The 22,971-nt window shown below is 61.4% G+C and carries 21 protein-coding genes; 12 read left to right on the top strand and 9 right to left on the bottom strand.

All coding sequences use genetic code 11. The features are described from left to right. Positions 1-27 precede the first annotated feature (27 nt). The 4 genes from xylB to RRH01S_RS18385 form a co-directional block, all read right to left on the bottom strand. Positions 28-1,485 carry a xylulokinase gene (gene xylB / locus RRH01S_RS18370; protein WP_012652407.1) on the bottom strand — a complete coding sequence of 486 codons (1,458 nt, stop codon included), beginning with the start codon at positions 1,483-1,485 and terminating at the stop codon, positions 28-30. A 27-nt stretch (positions 1,486-1,512) separates the two neighbouring features. Continuing rightward, complete coding sequence (locus tag RRH01S_RS18375) at positions 1,513-2,538, bottom strand: LacI family DNA-binding transcriptional regulator (protein WP_042473449.1); 1,026 nt, start codon at positions 2,536-2,538, stop codon at positions 1,513-1,515. A gap of 147 nt (positions 2,539-2,685) precedes the next feature. Next, positions 2,686-4,293 (bottom strand): DHA2 family efflux MFS transporter permease subunit, encoded by a 1,608-nt coding sequence (locus RRH01S_RS18380; RefSeq protein WP_037221298.1) that lies wholly within the window; start codon positions 4,291-4,293, stop codon positions 2,686-2,688. 18 nt (positions 4,294-4,311) lie between these two features. Then, positions 4,312-5,532: an HlyD family secretion protein gene (locus RRH01S_RS18385; RefSeq protein WP_012652410.1), complete on the bottom strand. Its 1,221-nt coding sequence runs from the start codon at positions 5,530-5,532 to the stop codon at positions 4,312-4,314. Between the two features lie 165 nt (positions 5,533-5,697). Between RRH01S_RS18385 and RRH01S_RS18390 the strand changes: the two genes are divergently transcribed. The 3 genes from RRH01S_RS18390 (at position 5,698) to RRH01S_RS18400 (ending at position 8,199) form a co-directional block, all read left to right on the top strand. Beyond that, entirely contained in the window at positions 5,698-6,378 is a 681-nt protein-coding gene (locus RRH01S_RS18390; protein WP_012652411.1) for a TetR/AcrR family transcriptional regulator, read from the top strand. A 104-nt stretch (positions 6,379-6,482) separates the two neighbouring features. Next, complete coding sequence (locus RRH01S_RS18395; RefSeq protein ID WP_042473452.1) at positions 6,483-7,322, top strand: GyrI-like domain-containing protein; 840 nt, start codon at positions 6,483-6,485, stop codon at positions 7,320-7,322. A gap of 133 nt (positions 7,323-7,455) precedes the next feature. Next, positions 7,456-8,199, top strand: a complete 744-nt coding sequence (locus RRH01S_RS18400; protein WP_012652413.1) for a TerC family protein — start codon at positions 7,456-7,458, stop codon at positions 8,197-8,199. 34 nt (positions 8,200-8,233) lie between these two features. Here RRH01S_RS18400 and RRH01S_RS18405 read toward each other — a convergent pair whose 3' ends face one another. Continuing rightward, positions 8,234-8,644 (bottom strand): hypothetical protein, encoded by a 411-nt coding sequence (locus RRH01S_RS18405; RefSeq protein ID WP_012652414.1) that lies wholly within the window; start codon positions 8,642-8,644, stop codon positions 8,234-8,236. 350 nt (positions 8,645-8,994) lie between these two features. Between RRH01S_RS18405 and gltX the strand changes: the two genes are divergently transcribed. Beyond that, on the top strand, positions 8,995-10,452 hold the full coding sequence (gene gltX / locus RRH01S_RS18410; protein WP_042473455.1) for a glutamate--tRNA ligase: 1,458 nt from the start codon (positions 8,995-8,997) through the stop codon (positions 10,450-10,452). A gap of 15 nt (positions 10,453-10,467) precedes the next feature. Further along, the gene (lysS, locus tag RRH01S_RS18415; RefSeq protein ID WP_012652417.1) at positions 10,468-11,964 is read left to right on the top strand and encodes a lysine--tRNA ligase; all 1,497 of its coding nucleotides are present in this window, start codon (positions 10,468-10,470) and stop codon (positions 11,962-11,964) included. 82 nt (positions 11,965-12,046) lie between these two features. Here the strand turns inward: lysS and RRH01S_RS18420 are convergent, their stop codons facing one another. The 3 genes from RRH01S_RS18420 to RRH01S_RS18430 are packed head-to-tail and all read right to left on the bottom strand — an operon-like array spanning position 12,047 to position 15,114. Next, on the bottom strand, positions 12,047-13,210 hold the full coding sequence (locus RRH01S_RS18420; RefSeq protein WP_012652418.1) for a Gfo/Idh/MocA family protein: 1,164 nt from the start codon (positions 13,208-13,210) through the stop codon (positions 12,047-12,049). A 17-nt stretch (positions 13,211-13,227) separates the two neighbouring features. After that, positions 13,228-14,151, bottom strand: a complete 924-nt coding sequence (locus RRH01S_RS18425) for a sugar phosphate isomerase/epimerase family protein (protein ID WP_012652419.1) — start codon at positions 14,149-14,151, stop codon at positions 13,228-13,230. Between the two features lie 48 nt (positions 14,152-14,199). After that, positions 14,200-15,114 carry a sugar phosphate isomerase/epimerase family protein gene (locus tag RRH01S_RS18430; protein ID WP_012652420.1) on the bottom strand — a complete coding sequence of 305 codons (915 nt, stop codon included), beginning with the start codon at positions 15,112-15,114 and terminating at the stop codon, positions 14,200-14,202. Between the two features lie 206 nt (positions 15,115-15,320). On the opposite strand from RRH01S_RS18430, the gene RRH01S_RS18435 reads away from it, so the two are divergent. Together RRH01S_RS18435 and RRH01S_RS18440 are read left to right on the top strand one after the other, a co-directional pair. Next, positions 15,321-16,325: a LacI family DNA-binding transcriptional regulator gene (locus RRH01S_RS18435; RefSeq protein ID WP_012652421.1), complete on the top strand. Its 1,005-nt coding sequence runs from the start codon at positions 15,321-15,323 to the stop codon at positions 16,323-16,325. 98 nt (positions 16,326-16,423) lie between these two features. Further along, the gene (locus tag RRH01S_RS18440; RefSeq protein ID WP_007700707.1) at positions 16,424-16,702 is read left to right on the top strand and encodes a hypothetical protein; all 279 of its coding nucleotides are present in this window, start codon (positions 16,424-16,426) and stop codon (positions 16,700-16,702) included. Between the two features lie 31 nt (positions 16,703-16,733). Here RRH01S_RS18440 and RRH01S_RS18445 read toward each other — a convergent pair whose 3' ends face one another. Further along, positions 16,734-17,567 (bottom strand): hypothetical protein, encoded by an 834-nt coding sequence (locus RRH01S_RS18445; RefSeq protein WP_012652423.1) that lies wholly within the window; start codon positions 17,565-17,567, stop codon positions 16,734-16,736. A 194-nt stretch (positions 17,568-17,761) separates the two neighbouring features. Here RRH01S_RS18445 and RRH01S_RS18450 point away from each other — a divergent pair, with 194 nt between their 5' ends. The 5 genes from RRH01S_RS18450 (at position 17,762) to RRH01S_RS18470 (ending at position 22,965) form a co-directional block, all read left to right on the top strand. Beyond that, a complete protein-coding gene (locus RRH01S_RS18450; protein WP_012652424.1) occupies positions 17,762-18,670 on the top strand; it encodes a LysR family transcriptional regulator in 909 nt (302 codons plus the stop codon). 202 nt (positions 18,671-18,872) lie between these two features. Next, complete coding sequence (locus RRH01S_RS18455) at positions 18,873-20,033, top strand: ABC transporter substrate-binding protein (protein ID WP_012652425.1); 1,161 nt, start codon at positions 18,873-18,875, stop codon at positions 20,031-20,033. Between the two features lie 172 nt (positions 20,034-20,205). Next, a complete protein-coding gene (locus RRH01S_RS18460; RefSeq protein ID WP_034517483.1) occupies positions 20,206-21,192 on the top strand; it encodes an ABC transporter ATP-binding protein in 987 nt (328 codons plus the stop codon). Next, complete coding sequence (locus RRH01S_RS18465; RefSeq protein WP_012652427.1) at positions 21,189-22,160, top strand: ABC transporter permease; 972 nt, start codon at positions 21,189-21,191, stop codon at positions 22,158-22,160. Before RRH01S_RS18460 ends, RRH01S_RS18465 begins: the two co-directional genes overlap by 4 nt. Further along, on the top strand, positions 22,150-22,965 hold the full coding sequence (locus tag RRH01S_RS18470) for an ABC transporter permease (protein WP_012652428.1): 816 nt from the start codon (positions 22,150-22,152) through the stop codon (positions 22,963-22,965). Before RRH01S_RS18465 ends, RRH01S_RS18470 begins: the two co-directional genes overlap by 11 nt. Positions 22,966-22,971 lie beyond the last annotated feature (6 nt).

The following is a 22,971-nucleotide window of genomic DNA, read 5'->3' on the forward strand; positions in this document are numbered from 1 at the left end:
AATGAAATTTGATCTTGGTTGATTATTTCAATGCGCGCTCAACGGCTTAATCGCCGGGTAGAGCGCGCGGTAACGCTTGTAGGCATCCTCATAGGCGCCGGTCAGCGCCGTAACGGGTTCGATCGTTCCAGCTGTTTCCGGGGCCGAGCACACGGCGACCGGATCGGCACCCGTCGCCGCGATCAGGCCGAGACGGGCAGCACCGAAAGCCGCTCCGAAATCGCCGTCGGCCGGCAGGTCGACGGGAACGCCAAGTGCTGTCGCGATCGAGGCGAGCCAGTAGCGCGAGCGCGAACCGCCGCCGATGGCGGTGACGCGGGCAATGTCGGTGCCGGCGGAGCGCAGCGCTTCGAGATTGTCCCGGATGGCGAAGCTGACGCCTTCGAGCACCGCCTGCGTCAGCACGGCGCGGCCGCTCTCATGACCGAGGCCGATGAAGGCACCGCGGATGGTCGCGTCATTGTGTGGCGTGCGCTCGCCGGAAAGATAGGGAAGGAAGGTGACGCTCGACGGCGCCTTCAGCGTGTCTCCGACCTCGCTGGTAAGATCTGCGGCGGATCTGCCGGTGACGCTCGAATGCCAGTTCAGCGCATCGGTCGCCGACAGGATGACGCCCATCTGGTGCCAGGTGTTCGGTAGCGCGTGGCAGAAGGCATGCACGGCGCTTTCCGGCTTCGGCAGATAGGAGCCGTTGGCGGCAAAAAGCACGCCCGAGGTGCCGAGCGAGACGAAGGCGGCGCCATGGCTGACCGTACCCATGCCGCAGGCGGAAGCGGCATTGTCCCCTGCCCCGCCAGCCACGACGACGTCGCCGGCAATGCCCCATTTCGAGGCCAGCTCGCCGCGCAACTTGCCGGCGGCGTCCGTGCCTTCGACCAGCGTCGGCATCTGCTTTTCGTCGAGGCCGGTCGCGGCCAGCAGCTCGGACGACCATTTGCGCTTGCCGGTGTCGAGCCAGGAGGTGCCGGCGGAATCCGACATTTCCGAAATGTGCTCGCCTGTCAGCCACAGGCGCAGATAGTCCTTCGGCAATAGCACCCAACGCACCTTGGCGAAAACATCAGGCTCATGCTTGGCGACCCAGGCAAGCTTCGGCGCGGTGAAACCGGGGAAGACGATATTGCCGGTCAGCGCCCGGAAACGCGGGTCGGCGTCAAGGGCCGCCGCTTCATGATAGCTGCGCGTATCGTTCCAGAGGATGCAGGGGCGCAGCACCTTGTCGTCGGCGTCGAGCAATGTGGCCCCATGCATCTGGCCGGAAAGCCCGATGCCACGCACAGCCGCCAATTCCTTCGGATGCGCAGCCCTCAGGCCGGCGACCGCTTCTTCGGTGGCGCGGATCCAGTGCGACGGCTCCTGCTCCGACCAGCCCGGATGCGGACGCGATACGTCAAGCCCGCCATTGGCCGAGCCGATGATCTTCTGATTACCGTCGATCAGCATCGCTTTGACGCCGGACGTTCCGAGATCGAGACCCAAATACATCAGATAATACTCCCTAGAGTCCGCCGTTCACGGCAGATTGTCCTTCACGAAAATGTCGAGGCGTATGCGCTCCTGGCCGGCAATGAAGCCCTGGCCATCCGCCGTCGCCTTCAGGACGCGGATGGCGCTGCGCACCTCATGGCCGGCATCCTGGTTGAGCACGGCATCGATCGTGCCGTCCTGCAGCGCCGAGCGCGTATGTTCGGTGAGTTCATGCGCCACCACCGTCAGCCCACGCCCCTGCCCGGTCGCCTTCAGCGCCCGGATCAGGCCGCGATTACCGGCGCCGAGACTGTAGACGCCGATGATGTCGTCGCTGCCAGCAAGCGCCTCCGAGATGAGCCCGCTGGTGATCTCCGGATCGTCGCGGCCTTCAAGCACCGGCAGCAGCCGCAATTGCGGAAACTCCGCCGCCATCACGGCAGCAAATCCTTGGAGGCGCTCGCGATGGTCGCGCACCAGCATGGAACCGGCGAGAACCGTGATATCGCCGCCACGCCCGCCAAGGAACCGGCCAAGCAGCCGCGCCGCCGTCCGGCCGGCGGCAATATTGTCGACGCCGGCATAGTGATGCCGCATGGAACCGGTGAGATCGGACACAAGAGTGACGACGGGAATGCGCGCATCCACCAACCGGTCGACGGCGGCGCGAACCTCCGGCGCATCGGTCGCCACAAGCGCTACGCCAGCGACATCTTGTCCATGCAGCGCATCGAGCGCCGCCACCAGCGCCGGCGGATCGAAGGCGGGCACTTCGATGATGCGGATCTCGGTGCGCTCGAGGGACGAACGTGTCATCGCCTGGCGCACCTCGGCGTAAAGGCCGTGCATGAAGGAATTGTCACCGGTCGGCAGGATGAAGACCAGCGGATAGACGCGACCCTTGGCAAGATTGGCGGCCGCCACGTCGCGCACATAGCCGATGTCGCGGATCGCCGCTTCCACCTTCTCGCGCGTCACAGTACGCACGCCCGGGCGCTGGTTCAGCACCCGGTCCACAGTCGCAAGGCTGACGCCCGCGGCAGCGGCGATATCGTACACAGTGGGTCTCATCAGCTCCTCCTGACGAGATGCTTACCGCCATTTCTGATGTACGTAAATCAGAAATTTTTTCGAGCCGAAACTTTCCTGCCGATCGCCATAACGAAAAAGGGCTCCTCGATGTGAGGAGCCCTTTCATTGCAAGAGGATAGGACGCGATCAATGGCCTCCGCCACCGCCGCCGCCGGCTGTCTTCGGCTTGCTCAGCATCAATACGCCGAGGATCATCGCCAGGAACAGCACCGTCAGCATCAGGAAGATATCGCTGAAGGACATGATCATTGCCTGCTGCGTTGTCATGTTGACCATCTGCCTCAGCGCAGCTTGCTGGCCGTCCAGGCCCGAGGCGGTGAAGCTGGTGGCCATGTTGTTCAACTGGTTGACGGCAACCTGATTGCCCCATTGGATATTGTCGCGCAGATTGAAGTAATGCAAATCCTGGCGGTTCGTCAGAAGCGTGTTGATGATGGCAAGGCCGACGGCGCCGCCGAGATTACGCGTCAGGTTGAACAGGCCGGATGCACCTCGCATGCGGGCGGGCGGCATGGTTCCGAGCGCGATATTGTTGATCGGCACCATGCAGAGCATCAGCCCGAAACCACGCAGGATCTGCGGGATCAGCAGCTCGTAGAAATCCCAGTCCGTCGTCAGATGCATCATGATATAGGTGCCGGCCGAGAAACTGGTAAAGCCGATGACCATCATGATGCGCAGATCGAGCTTGCTCGACAGGAAGCCGGCGAGCGGCGCCGTAAAGAACATCGTCAGGCCCGATACGAACATCGTCTCGCCGATCTGCAGCGAATCGTAGCCGCGGATGCGGGCGAGATAGAGCGGGTAGATGTAGGTCAGACCATAAAGACCGATGCCCATCACGAAGGAGAACACCGAGCCGAAGGAGAAGTTCTTGTTGGCGAAAGCCTTCAGATCCACCACCGGGAAATCCACCGAGAAAGCACGGTAGAAGAAGATGATTGCGCCGATGCCGGAAGCGATGGCGGCAATGGTGATGTAGCTGTCGTTGAACCAGTCGTTGGTGTTGCCCTCTTCCAGCACATATTCCAGCGCGCCGAGGAAGACGCCCATGGAGAACAGGCCCCACCAGTCGAACTTCTTCATCAGCGACAGCTCGGGCTTGTCGAAATCGATGTAGTTCCAGGTGACGATGGCGACGATGATGCCTGGCGGAATGTTGACCAGGAACAGCCAGTGCCAGGAGAAGGCATTGGACAGATAGCCGCCGACGGTCGGGCCGATGGTCGGCGCCAGCGTGGCAATGAGGCCGATGATCGGCGAGACGATATTGCGCTTCGACGGCGGGAAGATCGTGAAGGCAGCCGCGAAGACAGAAGGGATCATGCCGCCGCCGATGAAGCCCTGCAGCGCGCGGTAGATGATCATCTGGTCGATATTGGTGGCGGTCGCCGCCAGCGCGCTGGCCATGGTGAAACCAGCCGCGGAGATCGCGAAGAGGTAACGCGTCGAGATGATACGCGCCAGCGTTCCCGACAATGGGATCATGATGACTTCAGCGATCAGATAGGCGGTCTGCACCCAGCCGATTTCATCCGAGCCGGCGCTGAGGCCGGCCTGGATTTCGCTAAGCGAAGCCGAGACGATCTGAATGTCGAGGATCGACATGAACATGCCGAGCACCATCGCGAGGAAGGCGATGAGCTTTTTCGGGTCTATGCGTTCGTCCGCCGGAGAAACGGCGGGCGCCGGCGCCCGCGGAGGGGCGCCTGCGGTAGTGCTGGCCGACGACATGATATGTCTCTCCCGAGCTTACTTGTCCGGCGCCGTGCGGGTGTCGACATCGACGACGACACTCAGGCCGGCGCGCAGGCGACCGCTATCGAGCGCATCCTGCGGCAGGGCGATGCGAACCGGCACGCGCTGGATGATCTTGGTGAAATTGCCCGTCGCGTTTTCCGGCGGCAGCAGCGAGAAGACCGAGCCGGAAGCCGGCGAAATCGACTCGACCGTGCCGACGATCGGATGATCGCTATAGGCGTCGACATGGACGTTGACCTTCGAGCCAGGAACCAGATGCTGGATCTGCGTTTCCTTGAAGTTGGCGTCGATGTAGAGCTGGCGGGTCGGAACGATCGCCATCAGCTTCTGGCCGGGAGAGACGAGATCGCCTTCCTGCACGGAGCGATTGCCGACGACGCCGTCATAGGGCGCCTTCAGGACCGTGAAGGAGAGATCGCGGGCAGCCTTGTCGCGGGCGGCTTCGAGGCCCTTGATGGTGCTCTCGGCCTGGGTGCGCTGCGCCTGCAGCAGGTTGATATTGGCCTGGGCCGAGGCGATGGCGGCGTCGCCGCCGACGAGATTGGCCTTGGCCTGGTCAAGCGCGATATTGGCGCTATCGAGAGAAGCCGTGGTGCCGACCGACTTCGCCTGAAGTTCGGCGGCGCGGGTCTGGGTGATCTGTGCGCCACGTACCGTTGCTTCAAGCGCGACCTTCTGGGCTTGCGACTGGGCAAGGGTCGCCTGGCCGGCGGCAATCTGCGCGTCGATCGTGTGCAGCGACAACTGCTCGGTGACGAGCGAGGCCTGCGCCTGTTCCAGCGCCAGCTTGTAGTCGCCGTCATCAAGCGTGGCGAGCACGTCGCCCGTCTTGACCTGCTGGTTGGCAACGACATTCACCTTGGCGACATAGCCGGTGACCTTCGGCTGAATGGTCGCGATGTCGCCTTCGATATAGGCGTCATCGGTGGAAACCATGAAGCGGCCCGTCGTCCACCAGTCATAACCGTACCAGCCGCCGCCGACGAGCGCCAGAACGACGACGATGGGCATAACCAGGCTGCGCCGCTTCTTCTCGGCGGGTGGTGGGGCCACCTCGGCCGGAGATGCTGGCGCAGCCTGGGCGGGGGCTGGATTGCCGCGCGTTTCCGCGGCGGGAGCTTCGGCGGTTACACCGGCTTCCGTTGCTTCCATTTCGGTATCAGCGGCATCGTTCACGATGCGTGCTACGTTGTTACCATGACTAGACGACATTGCCCTACCACCGGAGAATCTGGGTAAAATAATCGAACTGAACGGTTCGGTTCAGTTGACATAGATCGTTTTCCACTCCATATCAAGTGGTATCGAACCACTGAGTTCGATTTATTTGGCGAATCTGATTAAGGTTCTCCAAAAATGATTGAGTGTAAGGAGACCATGAAGCACGAACCGCAAAATGTCGCCGTCTTGAACGCACCTGCATCCGGTGGACGATGGGCCGCCGGTGAAGATCCGGTCAAGCGCCAGCAAATTCTGGAGGGCGCCAAGCGCGTCTTCATGAAAATGGGGTTCGATGCCGCGAGCATGAACGACGTCACGCGCGAAGCCGGCGTCTCCAAGGGCACGCTCTACGTCTATTTCGCCAATAAGGAAGACCTGTTCTCCGCCATTGTGAACAGCGAACGTGCGCATTTCGTCGAAATCGTGCGCGCAGCGCTCGCCGAGGATACCGACATCGCGTCAAGTCTCCTTGAGTTCGGCAAGGTGTTTGCGACCCACGTCACATCTGACAAGATCATTAGCGCCATGCGGACCGTCATCGGGGTGCGCGAGCGCATGCCATCGCTCTGTCAGCGCTTTTTTACCGGTCCAGAAAACCTGCGTACCGTGTTGCGCAGCTATCTGGAGCGCAAGGCCGAGGCAGGCAGCGTCGAGATCGAGGATTTCGACATGGCCGCGCGCCAGTTTCTCGAGATGGCCAGCGGCGGCTATTTCAAGCTAAGGCTGTTCGGCGACATGGAAGCCCCTCCTTCGAAAGAAGAGATCGACTATGTCGTGCGCGGCGCCGTGCGTGTCTTCCTGGCCGCCTATGGTTCCAAACAGAAAGATTGCGCCTGACGGCCAGCCGATGGCTAGCAGGTCTTGCCATCAACTCCGCAATCACGATCAAATCCCATCGCCGGTCGACGCCTAACAATGGGCCGGCAACCAGGGAGTTAGACATGAGCGCGATTGGACGAGCGATATGGTTCATCGAAAGCCATTTTGCGTCAGACATCTCGCTCGACGAGATTGCCGACACGGCCGGCCTGTCGCGCTACCATCTGTCGCGCGTCTTCGGACTGACCACCGGCCATTCGATCAGCGGCTATATCCGGGGGCGGCGCCTTAGCGGGGCGGCTCTTGCGCTGATCGACAGCTCATCGACCATTCTCCAGGTTGCCCTCGATGCGGGCTACGGCTCGCATGAGGCTTTCACCCGTGCCTTCCGCGAACAGTTCGGCATGACGCCCGACAGCTTGCGCAAACAGGGGCACGCCAGAAACCTTGCCTTACTGGAGCCAATCAGAATGGACGAGACCCACCTCCCCAAGCTCGACGCACCGCGTTTCGAGACCCGCCCCGCAATGCTGCTTGCCGGCCTTGCGGAAACTTATGCCCATGAGGCCACGGAAGGGATTCCCTCGCTCTGGCAGCGGTTCAACCAGCATTTCGGCCACATCCCCGGCCAGGTCGGCAATGTCGCCTATGGCGTCTGCACTCAGGCTGAAGGCGAGACCGAAAGCTTCCGCTATATGTCCGCCGCCGAGATCAGCGCGGCCGACGACCTGCCGGAGGGCTTTACGACCCTGAAACTGCCACAGCAGCGCTATGCGGTCTTCACGCATCGCGGCCACATCTCCGGCATCTCCGCTACCGTGCACCAAATCTTCGGTGACTGGCTGCCGCAATCCGGTCACAAGCACGCCAGCCTGCCCGACATGATGGAGCGCTACGACGACCGTTCCGACCCTCAAACTGGCATGGGCGTGACGGAGATCTGGATTCCCCTGAAGGCATAGAAGCAGCTGCGGCGCCTACGAAAATGGCGCCGCCGCTTGCACCTGTGAATTCGCTCCTTACATTACCGACGATTATTGAGGAGCCGAAGCTGGGGGTCAGCGTTCGGCAAACGCTGACCAAAGGAAATCGTTAATGGACATTGTTGGCTTGATCCAGGATCCGAGCGCGTGGGTTGCGCTGATCACGCTTGTCGTCATGGAGGTGGTCCTCGGTATCGACAACCTCATCTTCATCTCGATCCTGACCAACAAGCTGCCGCCCGAACACCGCGAGAAGGCACGCAAGATAGGTATCGGCCTCGCGCTCATCATGCGCCTTGCCCTGCTCGGCACCGTCGCTTGGATCGTGCAGCTGACGCAACCGGTCTTCGAACTCTTCGGCCACGGCTATTCGTGGAAAGACATGATCCTGATCGGTGGCGGCCTGTTCCTCGTCTGGAAGGCCACGAAGGAAATCCATCACAATGTCGATCCCGCCGAACATGGCGAGGACTTCATCGCCAAGTCGACGACATCGACCTTTGCCGCCGCCATCGGCCAGATCCTGCTGCTCGACCTCGTCTTCTCGGTCGACAGCATCATCACCGCCGTCGGCATGACGCCGCATCTGCCGATCATGTTCGTTGCCGTCATCGCCGCCGTCACCGTCATGCTGGTCGCCGCCAACCCGCTTGCCAATTTCATCGAGAAGAACCCGACCATCGTCATGTTGGCGCTGGCCTTCCTGCTGATGATCGGCACGACGCTGATTGCCGAAGGCATGGGCTTCCACGTTCCCAAGGGCTACGTCTACACCGCCATGGCCTTCTCGGCGGCCGTCGAAGTGCTGAACATGGTCGTGCGCAACAAGCGGAAAAAGGCGGCTGGCGGCCATTGAGGAAAAGGTCCGCACCCGCATATGGGTGCGGCACTCACTCCTGGACGTGGACGTCGACCCATTCGCCGATGTCACCCCGACCGTAAATGTCCACCTTGATCCATATGTTGCCGCGAACGATGTCGTTCGCGGCATCGTCGGTGATGGTGCCGCTTGCGAGCATTACTTCCAGACGCTGGCGGTTGGCGGGGTCCGAGAAGAAGCTGTCGCCCTGATCGCCCCGATCGCGGCGGCGGTAGGCGTGATAGTTCGCGCGATCCTGCCGGATAATCTGCCAGGGCAGCTCCAGGCGCTCTCCCTTGGAATTATACAGATCGTCGTGACCGATATAGGCCCGGTAGCTATCGAGAAGACGGGCCGAACTATCACGCGTTATCGTCGATTGGGCGGCGGCTGGGCTGAGCATGGTTCCCACGAATAAAAAGCTCAAGATGAATTTCTTCATCGCTTTCTCCCATTGGTCAATTGAAGATCAATTCTGCCACTGTCGCAGAAATTGCAAATGAAAAATAATACGTCCGCCTTTCTATTCAGACTTTTCCGAATGGAAATAGGAGAAGAGATCGTGATAGACGAAGCCACGGGACGGCACCGCGCTTGCGTCCGCGCCGTGTCGCGACGCACTTTCCCTTGACGTCATCCAATGAATATGGCCTAAGGCCAGCCAAACGGAAAACGCGGAATTGAAGCGGCAAGACGCCCTTTTCCGGCCGGTTTCCTGATCCAGATAAACATCTCCAGCCGGGCAGCGCCTATCCCACGCAGCGGCCTGGCTTTTTCTGACGGGCAAACAAAATGACCACTTCAGGCGTTCGCGTCCGCATCGCACCCTCCCCGACCGGCGAGCCGCATGTCGGCACCGCCTATATCGCGCTGTTCAATTATCTCTTCGCCAAGAAGCATGGCGGCGAGTTCATCCTACGCATCGAAGACACCGACGCGACACGCTCGACGCCGGAATTCGAGACCAAGGTGCTCGACGCGCTGAAATGGTGCGGCCTCAAATGGTCGGAAGGTCCCGATATCGGCGGCCCCTATGGCCCCTATCGCCAGAGCGACCGCAAGGATCTCTACAAGCCCTACGTCGAGAAGATCGTCGATGCCGGCCACGGCTTCCGCTGCTTCTGCACGCCCGAGCGGCTGGAGCAGATGCGCGCCGCCCAGCGTGCCGCCGGTCTGCCGCCGAAATATGACGGCCACTGTCTGAACCTTTCGGCTGAGGAAGTCTCGTCGCGCGTTGCCGCCGGCGAGCCGTATGTCGTTCGCATGAAGATCCCGACAGAAGGCAGCTGCAAATTCCATGACGGCGTCTATGGCGACGTCGAAATCCCGTGGGATGCCGTAGACATGCAGGTTCTGCTCAAGGCCGATGGCATGCCGACCTATCACATGGCCAACGTCGTCGACGACCATCTGATGAAGATCACCCATGTGGCGCGCGGCGAGGAATGGCTTGCCTCGGTGCCGAAGCACATCCTGATCTACCGCTATCTCGGCCTCGAACCGCCGGTCTTCATGCATCTGTCGCTGATGCGCAATGCCGACAAGTCGAAGCTGTCGAAGCGCAAGAACCCGACGTCGATCTCCTATTACACGGCACTCGGCTATATTCCCGAAGCGCTGATGAACTTCCTCGGCCTGTTCTTCGTCCAGATCGCCGAAGGCGACGAGCTGCTGACCATGGACGAGCTGGCCGAAAAGTTCGATCCGGAAAACCTCTCCAAGGCTGGCGCGATCTTCGATATCCAGAAGCTCGACTGGCTGAACGGCCGCTGGATCCGCGAAAAGCTCTCGGAAGAAGAATTCCAGCAGCGGGTGCTGACCTGGGCGATGGAAAACAGCCGCCTGCAGGAAGGCCTGAAGCTGTCGCAGTCGCGCATCTCCAAGCTTGGCGAACTGCCGGATCTCACCGGCTTCCTGTTCAAGTCCGACCTCAATCTCGATCCCTCTGCTTTCGCCAGGATCAAGTCGACACCGGAAGAACTGCTGGAAATCCTGAACACGGTGCAGCCGGACCTCGAAAAGATTCTCGAATGGAATGTCGAGACGATCGAAGCCGAACTGCGCGCCATTGCCGACCGCATGGGCAAGAAGCTGAAGGTCATCGTCGCGCCGCTCTTCGTCGCCGTATCGGGCTCCTCGCGCTCGCTGCCGCTTTTCGATAGCATGGCGATCCTCGGCCGTTCCGTCGTGCGCCAGCGGCTGAAACTTGCCGCCCAGACCGTTGCGACCCTCGTCGGCCCGAAGAACTGAACCGGACGTAGAACCATGAACGACAAGACCGAAACATCAGCCCTCTCCTCCGACGCAACGGAAGTTCGCGCCCAGAAGCTGAAGCTGCTGCGCGAAAAGATCGGCGACGTCTATCCGGCGCATTTTCACCGGACGCTGACCAATGCCGAGCTGACGGCGAAATATGAGGGCCTGGAGCCGGACACAGAAACAACCGATGTCGTCACCGTTGCCGGCCGTGTCTACTCGTCGCGCAATTCCGGCATGTTCATGGATATTCATGACGCCTCCGGCAAGATCCAGATCTTCAGCCACAAGGACGTCACCGGCGAAGACGCCCGCGCCCTGCTGCCGATGATCGATATCGGCGACATCATCGGCGTCACCGGCGTCGTTCGCCGCACCAAGCGCGGTGAGCTGACGATCAACGCCCAGCAGATCACCATGCTGACCAAGTCGCTGCTGCCGATGCCCGAGAAGTGGCATGGCCTCTCCGACATCGAGCTGCGCTACCGCAAGCGCCATCTCGACATCATGACCAACGAGGAATCGAAGCTCCGCTTCCAGCAGCGCAGCCGCATCGTCTCCGGCATCCGTCGCTTCATGGAAGATGACGGCTTCATGGAAGTCGAGACGCCGATGCTGCATTCGGTCTATGGCGGCGCCACCGCCGAGCCGTTCAAGACACATCACAACACGCTGAAGCTCGACATGTACCTGCGCATCGCGCCGGAACTGTTCCTGAAGCGCACGCTGGTTTCGGGCCTTACCGACAAGGTGTTCGAGATCAACCGCAACTTCCGCAACGAAGGCGTCTCCACACGGCACAATCCAGAATTCACCATGATGGAATGCTACTGGGCCTATGCCGACTACGAGGACATCATGGACCTCGTCGAGCGTCTGTTCTCGACGCTCGCCATGTCGATCCACGGCAGCACGGAATTTGCCTTCGGCGACAAGCAGATCTCCTTCAAGGGTCCGTTCCGGCGCGTGCCGATGCCTGACGCCGTCAAGGAAGCGACCGGCATCGACTTCCTGGCGCTCAAGACCGACGAGGAAGCCCGCGCCGCTGCCAAGGCCGCAGGCTTCACCGTGGAAAAAGATGCGACATGGGGCGAATGCCTCGCCTTCATCTTCGAAGAGAAGGTCGAGGGCACGCTGATCCAGCCGTCGCACGTCACGCATTTCCCGAAGGACATCTCGCCCTTCGCCAAGGAAGTGCCGGGCGAGCCGCGCCTCGTCGAGCGCTTCGAGACCTATTGCAACGCGTGGGAACTCGGCAACGCCTTCTCGGAACTCAACGATCCGGAAGAGCAGCGCGCCCGCATGGTCGAGCAGCTCGAACAGGCGCATGCACGCGGCGAGAAGCAGAAGGAACTGGACGAGGAATTCCTCGACGCCATCGACCAGGGTATGCCGCCCGCCGGCGGCCTCGGCATCGGGGTCGATCGCCTGATCATGCTGCTGACCAACTCCCCCTCGATCCGCGACATCATCCTGTTCCCGGCACGCCGCGCCAAGGCTGACTGAGCCGGCTTCGCCAAGACAGCATAAGAAAAAACAAAGGCCGCCAGGGTAACCCATGGCGGCCTTTATCGTTCATTCGACAGCGTTATTCGTAGTCTACCCAGACGGCGCCGGCATCGGCGGAGCGCACGCAGTTCTCCACCCATCGCACGCCCTCAAGGCCGGCATGGACATCGGGAAAGCCGAGCCCTTCCATTCCGGCCGGCGCGAGGCCACGCTGCCCATCGATGGCAAAACCGAAGCGACGGTAAAGATTGGCCCAGGCTTCGAACAGACCCTCCGGATGACCGCCGCCGATACGGTCGTCGATCCGGGCCTCCGGATAGAGATAGTCCATGCCGCGCTCGAGGACACGCACCGGCTCGCCCTGGATCTCGTAGGAGAGCTGATTGGGACGCTCGTCCCACCATTCGACGCTCGCCTTCGATCCGACGATACGGACCTTCTGGCCATGCATGGAGCCGGCATTGACGGCGCTCGACCAGACGGTTGCGAGCGCGCCGTTGTCGTATTCCATCAGGGTCACGGCATTGTCCTCAAGCGGCGCCCGGCTTTTGACGAAGCTCTGGCGCGTGCACATCAAGCGCTTGATCTTCAAATGTGGCAGGATGACTTCCGAGATATAGAGCGGATGCGTCCCGACATCGCCGAGCACATAGCTCGGACCCGCAAAATTGGGATCGACGCGCCAGCGCGTGGATGGGTTCAGCTCCTCGACCGCCGCACTATGGAAACCATGGGCGAACTGCAGATTGACGATACGGATCTCGCCGAGATCGCCATTCCTCACCATGGCCCGCGCCTGCTCGATCATCTGGTGCCCGGCATAACCATAGGTGACGCCGACGATGCGGTTCCGCACCTGCGAAAGCGCCTTCAGCTCGTCTGCCTCGGCAACGGTGAAGCAAAGCGGCTTCTCGCAGACGACATGCAGATCATGCTCGAGCGCCGCCTTGCAGATGGCGAAATGGGTGTTGTTCGGGGTCGCGATCGAGACAGCCTCGATGCCATCTGGCCGCTTGGCCTCTGCGGCAAACATCGTCAGATAATCCGGATAGCTGCGCGCTTCGTCGAGCCCAAGCTCCACACCGAAGGCACGACCACGCTCCGGGTCGATATCGAAGGCGCCGGCCACGAGTTCGAATATGCTGTCCCTAAGTGCCGCCGAGCGATGGATATAGCCGATCTGGCTGCCGCGCCCGCCTCCGACCATGCCCCAGCGGATCGGCTTTCTCTTCAGTCCTGACATTACCCTATTCCCTGTTCCTAGAAGCCGACCGACCGCAGATAATCGCGGCTTTCCTTCACATCCTCGAGGCTCCCCGCAACGCTCAACGGATCGCGCTCCTGCTCGACGGTGATGAAACCGTGATAGCCGATCTCGTCGAGTGCCCGCTTCACCTCGGGATAGTCGATGATGCCCCGGCCGATCGGGCACATGACGCCCTGGGCGCAAGCCTCGAAGAAGCGGATCTTCTCGCCGAGCACGCGCTCGAACACAACCTGGTCGATATCCTTGAAATGGACGTAGTCGAGCCGGTCCGCATAGCGGCGCAACGTCTCCACGGGATCCATGCCGGCATAATAGGTGTGGCCGGTATCAAGGCAGAAGCCCGCCGTTTTCGCCGGTATATCCCTGGCGATCCGCTCGATCTCGTCGGCGAACTCGATATAGCCGCCGGCATGGGGATGGATGACAGCGCGGACACCGTATTTGTCCCGGGCAAGCTCGGCGATGGCCTTGATGTTGGCGACCATGCCGGCCCAGTCCTTGTCGGAGAGCCGCGGCGCGCGGTCGGAATGACCGGCGGCGTAATCCCTCTCGTCATGACCCCAGTCCATGACGGTCAGATAGGGCGTCTTGAACCGCTGGCCGTCTACCTGCTCCGGCTGTGGCAGCCTGGTGATCACGGCGCAGATCTCGTCCGTCTGCCGGAGCAGGTTCTGGCGATTGTCCGGAGAAACCAGATCGTCGAAGATCGTTCCGGCGACGATGAAGAGATTGCGCTCTGAGAGCGCCCCGGCGACCCGCCAATGGTCGAGTGGCACATAGCCGTATGGCCCAAGTTCAAGACCGCCATAGCCGGCAGCGGCAGCTTCGTCGAAGACGCGCTCCCAGGCGGGCAGGTTCGGATTTTTAACGTCGTCCACGCCCCAGCAGCATGGAGCAGTCGTAATCGTGATGGTCACGGGGTCATTCCCTGTCTGATATCGGTAAGGTCGAACGGCGGCCGGTGATCAGGCGCGTTTCGCTGGCCAGTATTTGTCGACGTAGGTCTGGATTTCCGAGCGCATGAACTTTCCGGAAGCGTCAGCCCGCTCTTCCCAGCCGAAGACGCAGGCCGTGACGATGCCGTCGAAGCCGACCGCCGCCAGCGACGAGAAGAAGACATCCCAGTCGATCTCGCCCTGGTACATGTCCATGTGCTGGTGGATCGTCACCTTCGCGCCCGGCGGATTGACGATGTAGCGAAGGCCCGAGGATGCCTTGTGATTATAGGTGTCGGCCACATGCACATGGTTGATCAGCGGACCCGCATCGCGGATCATCTTCGCCATGTCATCGCCGAAATAGAAGGTGTGCGGTGCGCAGTAGAGGAACTTCACCTTGTCGGAACCAATCGTCTTCAGCATGTCGATCGCCGGATGCAGCGTCTCGCACCAGTCTTCCGGATGCGGCTCCATGTTGAGGGTCACGCCTTCCTTTTCGAAGACCGGAACGAGTTCCTCGATCGAGCGCCACCAGGCCGCCTCGCTGTGTTCGTGGGTATGCATGCCGCCGCAGCAATTGGAGCGGTGGCTCCGGTCCGGCGAAGGGCCTCGGCCGAATTCCGAGTTCATCGTGTCGCAATCCATCTCGACGGCGATCCGGATCGCTTCCTTCCAATAGCTGACCGCCGCCTGCCGCTCATCTTCATGCGGGCTTGCCCAGCGATACATCGGCAGGAGCGATGCGAGCTTGACGCCGTGGTCCTTTAGCGCCGACTTGAATTCGACGATGCGTTCCTTGTGGGCACGCGGCCGCACCCACCAGGGAAGGAAGTCGTCGCGCGGCGACAATTCAATATGGTCATAGCCAAGCTCCGCTGCCTTACGGCAAAGCTGATCGAGCGGCAGGTGCCGGTGCATATGCGGGTCGAGTGCGATCTTCATGGGGCTCCTCCGTCATCCGGCGTGACCATGAACAGGCCAGCGGATGCTCTTTCGTCTGGATCGTTTTGAGATTCGGTTTTCCTCCCGAATTGCCCGGAGGATAGGCCCGCGCCGTGGCGACTCTCCAATCCTTCCTTGATCAAATTTGATCATTGGCGTAGGGCAGCACGGATGCAGGGCTGAACTACTGCTGTCGGAGGAACGGGATGACGAAGGTCACCTTGAAGGATGTGGCGGAAGAGGCCGGCGTCGGCACAGCCACGGTCGAGCGAGTCGTCAATGGCCGTGGCGGCGTCAGGCCGGAAACCGTGGAAAAGGTGTTTCTCGCCGCAAAAAGGCTGAACTACCGGCATGGGCTGTCGAATGCCCATCGCAGCCTGATCCGGATCGAGGTGATCCTGGTGCGGCCGGAGACCAGCTTCTATTCGCGGATGAACCAGGCTTTTGAGCGCATCGCCGCCTCACTCGACCATGGCATCGTCGTTCACCGCACCTTTGCCCGGGAAAACGATCCGGTGGACTTCGCCCACTATATCGCCAATCCGAAAGTCCGCAGATCGGCGCTGATCGTCGTCGCGCCGGACCACCCGGACGTGGTCACAAGCGTCAGACAGGCACGCGAACTCGGGATTCCCGTCGTCCAGATCATGACCCGCCCGGCGCCGGAGCTGCCCTATGTCGGGATCGACAACTATGCGGCCGGCCGCACCGCCGCCTACTATATGTCACGCATGCTAGCCGGACAGGCGGGCGCCTTCGTCGCGCTCTGCCATAGCGGTGCCTACGAGAACCACAAAGAGCGCATCCGCGGGTTCTCCGCCTATCTCGCCGAACAGGGCTCGAACGCCCACGCCTTCACCGAGGTGATGTTCGATCTCGACGACGAGCACAATGCCATGGAGCTGCTGCGCAATGCACTTGACCGCGACCCCAGCATTATCGGCGTCTACAGCGCCGGCGGCGACAATGTCGCGGTTGCATCCGTTCTCCGGCAAAACCGGCAACGAGGGACCTTCTGGGTCGGCCATGAACTGACCGAGCAGACACGCAGCTACCTGCGCCAGGGCATCCTGTCGATCGTGCTGGATCAGGCGCCGGAGATCCAGGCGCGCCGATCGATCGACCTGACGTTGAAGACATTGGGCCTGATCGACGTCGAGGTCAGCGCCGAGCCCGTGCGCTTTCTCACCGTAACCTCGGAGAACCTCTGAACCAATTGCGGTTACGGGTGGCCATTGCCTCCAGATGGCGTATAAGTCCCGCCAACTGCGGTGACGTCTTCGCCGCGCCAAATCAAAGGTGCCAATCCATGACCGACAACACGACCGCAGACACCGATAACGAACAGCAGCGGCTGGCCGATCTTGCCGAAATCGGCGATGTTGATCTGTCTCAATTCGTACCAGGGACCTTCGGCTGCCATGAGGCAATGCATACGGCCTCACTCATGCTCGACATGACCGACGATCACCTGCTGCAACACCCCGCCATCCTCGCCGATCCGGAATTCTACCGTCTCGCCGGCAATGTTCACGAGGCGCTGTTCGCGCTCTATCAGGCCATCGGCGAAAAGCATCTGGCGGACTAAGTATCTTCAGAAGCGGCGACGTTAGGCCGGCTCAGTTCGTCACCGGCGACGGCCGGCTGCTGGCGCCCGTCATTGTCGGGTCGAGACCCAGCGGCGGTGCCGCCTTCGGGTCAGTGGCATCCACGCCGATGAATTCATCGCCTTTATCAGTCTCGGGCGGTACGTTGCCGGTCGTCGCGGGCTCGTGGGGTTTAGGCGGAGCATGGGCGGCTTCCTTGGCTGCCGCCTTCTCTTCCGCCGCCATTGCGGCCTTACGCTTATCCGTCTTGGCGTCGCCCTTTTCGTTCTCGGCTGCCAGCGGATTGTCGCAATCGCTGTAATTTTTCAGCGCCGCCAGCGTCTCGTCGATATCGGTGGGCAGCATGTTGATCTGCTCGCCATAGAACAGACCCTGGGCACTTGCGCCGCCATTGTAATAACGCGCCGTGACCGGCGCCTCGACGGCGCCACCCGCGACCTTGTCGGGATGCGGAACATAGACGACATCGGCGCCCAGCGCCCGGCCGCGAATATCGGATCGCAACGTCGGCCCATTCTTGTCGAGAACCACCACCTGGACGAGATCCGGCTTCTGCTCCTCATAAACGGCTTTGGCGACACGTAATGCTGTTTTCACACGCGTCAGGCCATCGGTCGGATCCGTGCGGATATATTTGCGCACCCAGAAGCGATTTTCCTTGCGGATGGTGATGAGGCTAACGTCGCTGCACTCGAGGCCATTTGGGGAGGCCGAGACAAAACCCTGGAGCCTGTCCTTGCCCAGATAAAGCGCGAAAGCGCCGGAGGAGCCTATCAACAAGGCCACTCCGCCGATGAGGACGACAAGCTTCCGGGGGGACCGGAAAATATGCAGTAAGGCGCTCACGCCAACTGCTCCAGCATAAAGCACTCCAACGCGACAAGGTGATTGATCCTCACGTTAGGGATGCGGCGTTTCGGAATGCTTAAAACAGAGATGAAACTTGTGTCACTCTCGCTGCTTTTACCAAAAAAGGTCCAGATTTTTCAGGCCGATGCCGGCGCTTGCCTTCTACGGTTCGGCCATGCTCTAACCGGGACATGGCGTTCACCTTGAGACAGCTTCAGTATTTCGTCGCCGTGGCGGAACAGGGCTCGGTCACCCGCGCCGCGCAAAACCTGTCGATCTCGCAATCCTCCGTCACCGAAGCCCTGAAAGAACTGGAAAGCGATCTCGGCGTCGAGTTGTTCGACCGTCATCCCCGCGGCCTCTCCATCACCCATAACGGCCACCAGTTCCTGCGCCACGCAACGAAGATCCTCTCGACCGTTTCCGACGCCCGCACCAGCTTTTCCGGCCAGCAGAATGCGACCGGCGGCACCTTGAACATCGGCGTCACCTCGCTTGTCGCCGGCTATGTGCTGTCCGACCTGCTGGCACGCTATCGCCGCGTCTGCCCCGGCGTCGAGGTCAGCGCTATCGAAGATAATGGCGGCTATCTCGAACATCTTCTGGTCGGTGGCGAGCTCGACGTCGCTGTTATGGTCATTTCCAACCTGCGCGACCGCATGGCGCTGCAGGCCGAAATCATCGAGACATCCCCCTACCGCCTCTGGCTGCCCATGGGCCATCCGCTGGTTTCCGCCGATATCATCAGCGTCGCCGACATCACCCGCGAACCGCTGATCATGCTGACCATCGACGAGATCGAGGAAAACACCGGTAAGCTGCTGACAGCACTTGGCGCCCGCCCGCATGTGGCCTTTCGCACGCGCTCCGTCGAGGCCGTGCGCAGCCTGGTCGCCACCGGCGCCGGCGTGGCGCTTCTGCCGGACCTCGTCTACCGCCCCTGGTCGCTGGAAGGTGATCGCATCGAAAGCCGCGACGTCTCCGGCTCGCTGCCGGTAGTCCAGGTCGGCATGGTCTGGCGCAAGGGCTCCAGCCTGCCCCAAGCAGCCCGCGATTTCGTCGGTGTCGCCGAAAGCATGCGCTCGGGGCGGCAGCGATAGGCGAGCGTGATCCCGAAAACTGTGAAGCGGTTTTCGAACGAGATCACGCTCAATCAAATAAGGGAACCTATCGGAAATTCCGATATCGACTTTCTGATAAATGAATTTGCGAATACGGCAAAATCGCGTCACCTTTTTCTCCGGGAACAAAACGCCAGACACTGGCTCCAGTAGCAACTGGCTCAAAAACCGGGAGACTCCGATGAAGCATTTGCTGAAATCATGCACGGTCGCACTCGCATCCTTAAGTTTCGCCACGCAGGTCATTGCCGCTGAGCCGCTGAAGACGCTCGGCAAGGGCGAAGGCGCCGTCAGCATCGTTGCCTGGGCCGGCTATATCGAGCGCGGTGAGAGCGACAAGAATTACGACTGGGTCACAGGCTTCGAAAAGGAGACCGGCTGCAAGGTCAGCGTCAAGACCGCCGCGACATCGGATGAAATGGTGGCGCTGATGAACGAAGGCGGCTTCGACCTCGTCACCGCCTCGGGCGATGCATCGCTGCGTCTCGTTGCCGGCAAGCGCGTCCAGCCGATCAACACCGACCTCATCCCAAGCTGGAAAAACCTCGACGATCGGTTGAAAAATGCGCCATGGCATACCGTCAACGGCGTCCATTATGGCGTACCCTATCTCTGGGGGCCGAACGTGCTGATGTACAATACCGACGCCTTCAAGGATCAGGCGCCGAAGAGCTGGAACGTCGTCTTCGAAGAAATGACCCTGCCGGACGGTAAGTCCAACAAGGGCCGTGTCCAGGCCTATGATGGTCCGATCTACATCGCCGACGCCGCTCTTTACCTGATGGCCCACAAGCCGGAGCTCGGTATCAAGGATCCTTACGAACTCAACGAAGACCAGTATAAGGCAGCCCTCGACCTGCTGCGCGGCCAGCGCAAGCTCGTCAGCCGCTATTGGCATGACGCGATGATCCAGACGGACGATTTCAAGAACGAAGGCGTCGTCGCCTCCGGCTCCTGGCCGTTCCAGGTGAACCTGCTGCAGGCCGACAAGCAAAAGATCGCCTCGACCTTCCCCGATGAAGGCGCGACCGGTTGGGCCGATACCACCATGCTGCATGTCGACAGCGAGCACCCGAACTGCGCCTATATGTGGATGGAACACTCGCTTCAGGCCAAGGTCCAAGGCGACGCCGCCGCCTGGTTCGGCGCGGTGCCCTCGGTTCCCGCCGCCTGCAAAGGCAACGAGCTCTTGACCGACAGCGGTTGCGCAACCAACGGCTACGACCACTTCGACAAGATCAAGTTCTGGAAAACCCCGGTCGCCAAGTGCACGAGCGAGAGCGAATGCGTGCCTTACCATCGCTGGGTTTCCGACTATATCGGCGTGATTGGGGGCAGATAGCTCACGCCGATCACGGCGATCGCCTCTCCACCGCGAGGAGTGGCGATCCCGCCGGGACGATGAGGGGAGCGGCATACTAAGCCCCTCGTCGCCTCGCCAAGCCCTCCTCTGAAGAGAGAAGGCAAGGTGGAAATATATGCCCCGTCATCTCTGCATATCCTTGGAGCACCCCATGACCGCCGTTCGTTTCCAGCAGGTATCGCGCCATTTCGGCCAGGTCCGCGCCGTCGACCACGTCGATCTGGAGATCGCTCCCGGTGAATTCTTCGCCATGCTCGGCCCCTCCGGCTCCGGCAAGACCACCTGCCTGAGATTGATTGCCGGTTTCGAGCAGCCGACCGGTGGCCATATTGAGATTTTCGGCGAGACCGCCGAGGGTGTGCCGCCCTATCGGCGCAACGTCAACACCGTGTTTCAGGACTACGCCCTGTTTCCGCACCTCAACATCCTCGACAACGTCGCTTACGGGCTGATGGTCAAGGGTATCGGCAAGGCCGAGCGGTGGAAGGCTGCCGAACAGGCGCTGGAAATGGTGAAACTGCCGGGCTACGGCGCCCGCCGCCCTGGCCAGCTCTCCGGCGGCCAACGCCAGCGCGTGGCACTCGCCCGCGCGCTCGTCAACAAGCCGAAAGTCCTTCTTCTCGACGAGCCGCTCGGCGCGCTCGACCTAAAACTGCGTGAGCAGATGCAGGAAGAGCTGAAGAGCCTGCAACGGGCGCTCGGCATAACCTTCGTCTTCGTCACCCATGATCAGGGCGAGGCGCTTTCCATGGCCGACCGCGTCGCCGTCTTCAACAATGGCAAGATCGTGCAGGAAGGCACGCCGCACGACATCTATCAGCGGCCGAAGACCAGATTCGTCGCTGATTTCGTCGGTTCCTCCAACGTAATCGCACCCGAGACGATGTCATCGCTTGGCGGCGAGCGCCGCTGGGCGAGCCTGCGGCCCGAGGCCATTCGTCTTGGCGACAGTGCCGGCCTTGCCGCCACCGTGCAGGCAACCAGCTTCCTCGGCGCCGCTACCCGCCTCTCCGTCGAAGCACACGGCACGCGGCTGCATGTCACCGTGCCGGCCGGTCAGCCGATCCCGGAACCCGGCGCCTCGATCCGCCTCGCCTGGGCACCCGCCGACGTGCACTATATGGACGACGCCGCATGACGATGGCGAGCATCACCACAGCTGCGCCGGCTCCCACCTCGATCCTGCCAAGCCGCGGCGGGTTCTTCGGCCGCCTTTCGGATCTCTTCTGGCGCCGTCCGAAACTCTTCCTCTTCTTGATGCTGACGCCTCCGCTCCTCTGGCTCGGCATCATCTATATCGGAGCGCTGATCGCCCTGCTGCTGCAGAGCTTCTTCTCGATCGACGATTTCTCCGGAATGGTGAATTACGAATTCACGCTGTCCACCTATGCGCAGCTGCTGAATTCCGCCAATTTCGACATCATCGTCCGCACCGTCGTCATGGCGGCGCTGGTAACCGTGGCCTCCGCCTTCGTCGCCTTCCCCATCGCCTATTATGCGGCGCGCTACGCACAGGGAAAATGGAAGGCGCTGTTCTATCTCGGCGTCATGCTGCCGCTCTGGTCGAGCTATCTGGTCAAGGTCTACGCCTGGAAGCTGATCCTCGCCAAGGAGGGCATCCTGACCTGGCTTTTCGGCAAGCTCTATCTCGGCTGGCTGCTCGACAGCGTACTTGCTTTGCCCGTCATCGGCGGCAACTCACTGTCGGTGAGCTATATCGGCACCTTCCTTGTCTTCGTCTATATCTGGCTGCCCTATATGATCCTGCCGACGCAGGCCGCTCTCGAGCGCGTGCCGGCCAATCTGCTCGAAGCCTCCTCCGATCTCGGTGCAGCGCCGAACCAGACCTTCCGCACTGTGCTGCTGCCGCTGGCACTGCCCGGCATCGTCGCCGGCTCGATCTTCACCTTCTCGCTGACGCTCGGCGACTACATCATCCCGCAGATCATCGGCTCCTCGCGCCTCTTCATCGGCCAGGCGGTCTATGCGCAGCAGGGCACGGCCGGCAATGTGCCGCTGGCCGCCGCCTTCTCGGTCGTGCCGATCGTCATCATGGCCATCTATCTCTGGATCGCCAAGAAGCAGGGGGCCTTCGATGCGCTCTGATCGCGGCCAACGCGCCTCCCTGCCCCTGAAGACCGCCGCCGCCTGCGGCCTGCTCTTCCTGCATCTGCCGATCCTCTTGATCTTCGTCTATGCCTTCACGACGGAAGAGAAGAGCTATCAGTGGCCGCCGCCGGGCTTCACGCTGCAATGGTTCGGCATTGCCTGGAACCGGCCGGACGTCTGGTCGTCGCTGGCGCTGTCCGTGCAGGTGGCGACCATCGCGACCGCAATCGCCCTGGTGCTCGGCACGCTCTGCGCCGCCGCCGTCAGCCAGACGAAGTTCTTCGGCCGTGAGGCAATCTCGCTGCTGGTCATCCTGCCGATTGCACTGCCCGGTATCATCACCGGCATCGCGCTGCGCTCGGCCTTCAGCCTGTTCGACATTCCCTTCTCGGTCTGGACCATCGTTCTCGGCCACGCCACCTTCTGCGTCGTCGTGGTCTATAACAATGCGGTCGCCCGCTTCCGCCGCACCTCCGGTTCGCTGATCGAAGCCTCGATGGACCTTGGCGCCGATGGTTTCCAGACCTTCCGCCATGTCATCCTGCCGAATATCGGCACGGCGCTGCTGGCAGGCGGCATGCTCGCCTTCGCCTTGTCCTTCGATGAGGTCATCGTCACCACCTTCACCGGCGGCCAGCAGATGACCTTGCCGATCTGGATGCTGCAGGAACTCATTCGCCCGCGCCAGCGCCCTGTCACCAATGTCGTCGCCATGGTCGTGGTGCTCGTCACCTTCCTGCCGATCCTGGCAGCCTATTATCTTACCCGCGACGGCGACCAGATCGCCGGCGGCGGCAAATAAAGGGAG

The sequence above is a fragment of the Rhizobium rhizogenes NBRC 13257 genome (assembly GCF_000696095.1).
Lineage (GTDB): Bacteria > Pseudomonadota > Alphaproteobacteria > Rhizobiales > Rhizobiaceae > Rhizobium > Rhizobium rhizogenes.

Excerpts from the sequence above, each read along its gene's own strand:
- xylB (WP_012652407.1), bottom strand. The coding sequence starts at position 1,485 with ATGTATTTGGGTCTCGATCTCGGAACGTCCGGCGTCAAAGCGATGCTG.
- RRH01S_RS18375 (WP_042473449.1), bottom strand. The coding sequence starts at position 2,538 with ATGAGACCCACTGTGTACGATATCGCCGCTGCCGCGGGCGTCAGCCTT.
- RRH01S_RS18380 (WP_037221298.1), bottom strand. The coding sequence starts at position 4,293 with ATGTCGTCGGCCAGCACTACCGCAGGCGCCCCTCCGCGGGCGCCGGCG.
- RRH01S_RS18385 (WP_012652410.1), bottom strand. The coding sequence starts at position 5,532 with ATGTCGTCTAGTCATGGTAACAACGTAGCACGCATCGTGAACGATGCC.
- RRH01S_RS18390 (WP_012652411.1), top strand. The coding sequence starts at position 5,698 with ATGAAGCACGAACCGCAAAATGTCGCCGTCTTGAACGCACCTGCATCC.
- RRH01S_RS18395 (WP_042473452.1), top strand. The coding sequence starts at position 6,483 with ATGAGCGCGATTGGACGAGCGATATGGTTCATCGAAAGCCATTTTGCG.
- RRH01S_RS18400 (WP_012652413.1), top strand. The coding sequence starts at position 7,456 with ATGGACATTGTTGGCTTGATCCAGGATCCGAGCGCGTGGGTTGCGCTG.
- RRH01S_RS18405 (WP_012652414.1), bottom strand. The coding sequence starts at position 8,644 with ATGAAGAAATTCATCTTGAGCTTTTTATTCGTGGGAACCATGCTCAGC.
- gltX (WP_042473455.1), top strand. The coding sequence starts at position 8,995 with ATGACCACTTCAGGCGTTCGCGTCCGCATCGCACCCTCCCCGACCGGC.
- lysS (WP_012652417.1), top strand. The coding sequence starts at position 10,468 with ATGAACGACAAGACCGAAACATCAGCCCTCTCCTCCGACGCAACGGAA.
- RRH01S_RS18420 (WP_012652418.1), bottom strand. The coding sequence starts at position 13,210 with ATGTCAGGACTGAAGAGAAAGCCGATCCGCTGGGGCATGGTCGGAGGC.
- RRH01S_RS18430 (WP_012652420.1), bottom strand. The coding sequence starts at position 15,114 with ATGAAGATCGCACTCGACCCGCATATGCACCGGCACCTGCCGCTCGAT.
- RRH01S_RS18435 (WP_012652421.1), top strand. The coding sequence starts at position 15,321 with ATGACGAAGGTCACCTTGAAGGATGTGGCGGAAGAGGCCGGCGTCGGC.
- RRH01S_RS18440 (WP_007700707.1), top strand. The coding sequence starts at position 16,424 with ATGACCGACAACACGACCGCAGACACCGATAACGAACAGCAGCGGCTG.
- RRH01S_RS18450 (WP_012652424.1), top strand. The coding sequence starts at position 17,762 with ATGGCGTTCACCTTGAGACAGCTTCAGTATTTCGTCGCCGTGGCGGAA.
- RRH01S_RS18455 (WP_012652425.1), top strand. The coding sequence starts at position 18,873 with ATGAAGCATTTGCTGAAATCATGCACGGTCGCACTCGCATCCTTAAGT.
- RRH01S_RS18460 (WP_034517483.1), top strand. The coding sequence starts at position 20,206 with ATGACCGCCGTTCGTTTCCAGCAGGTATCGCGCCATTTCGGCCAGGTC.
- RRH01S_RS18465 (WP_012652427.1), top strand. The coding sequence starts at position 21,189 with ATGACGATGGCGAGCATCACCACAGCTGCGCCGGCTCCCACCTCGATC.
- RRH01S_RS18470 (WP_012652428.1), top strand. The coding sequence starts at position 22,150 with ATGCGCTCTGATCGCGGCCAACGCGCCTCCCTGCCCCTGAAGACCGCC.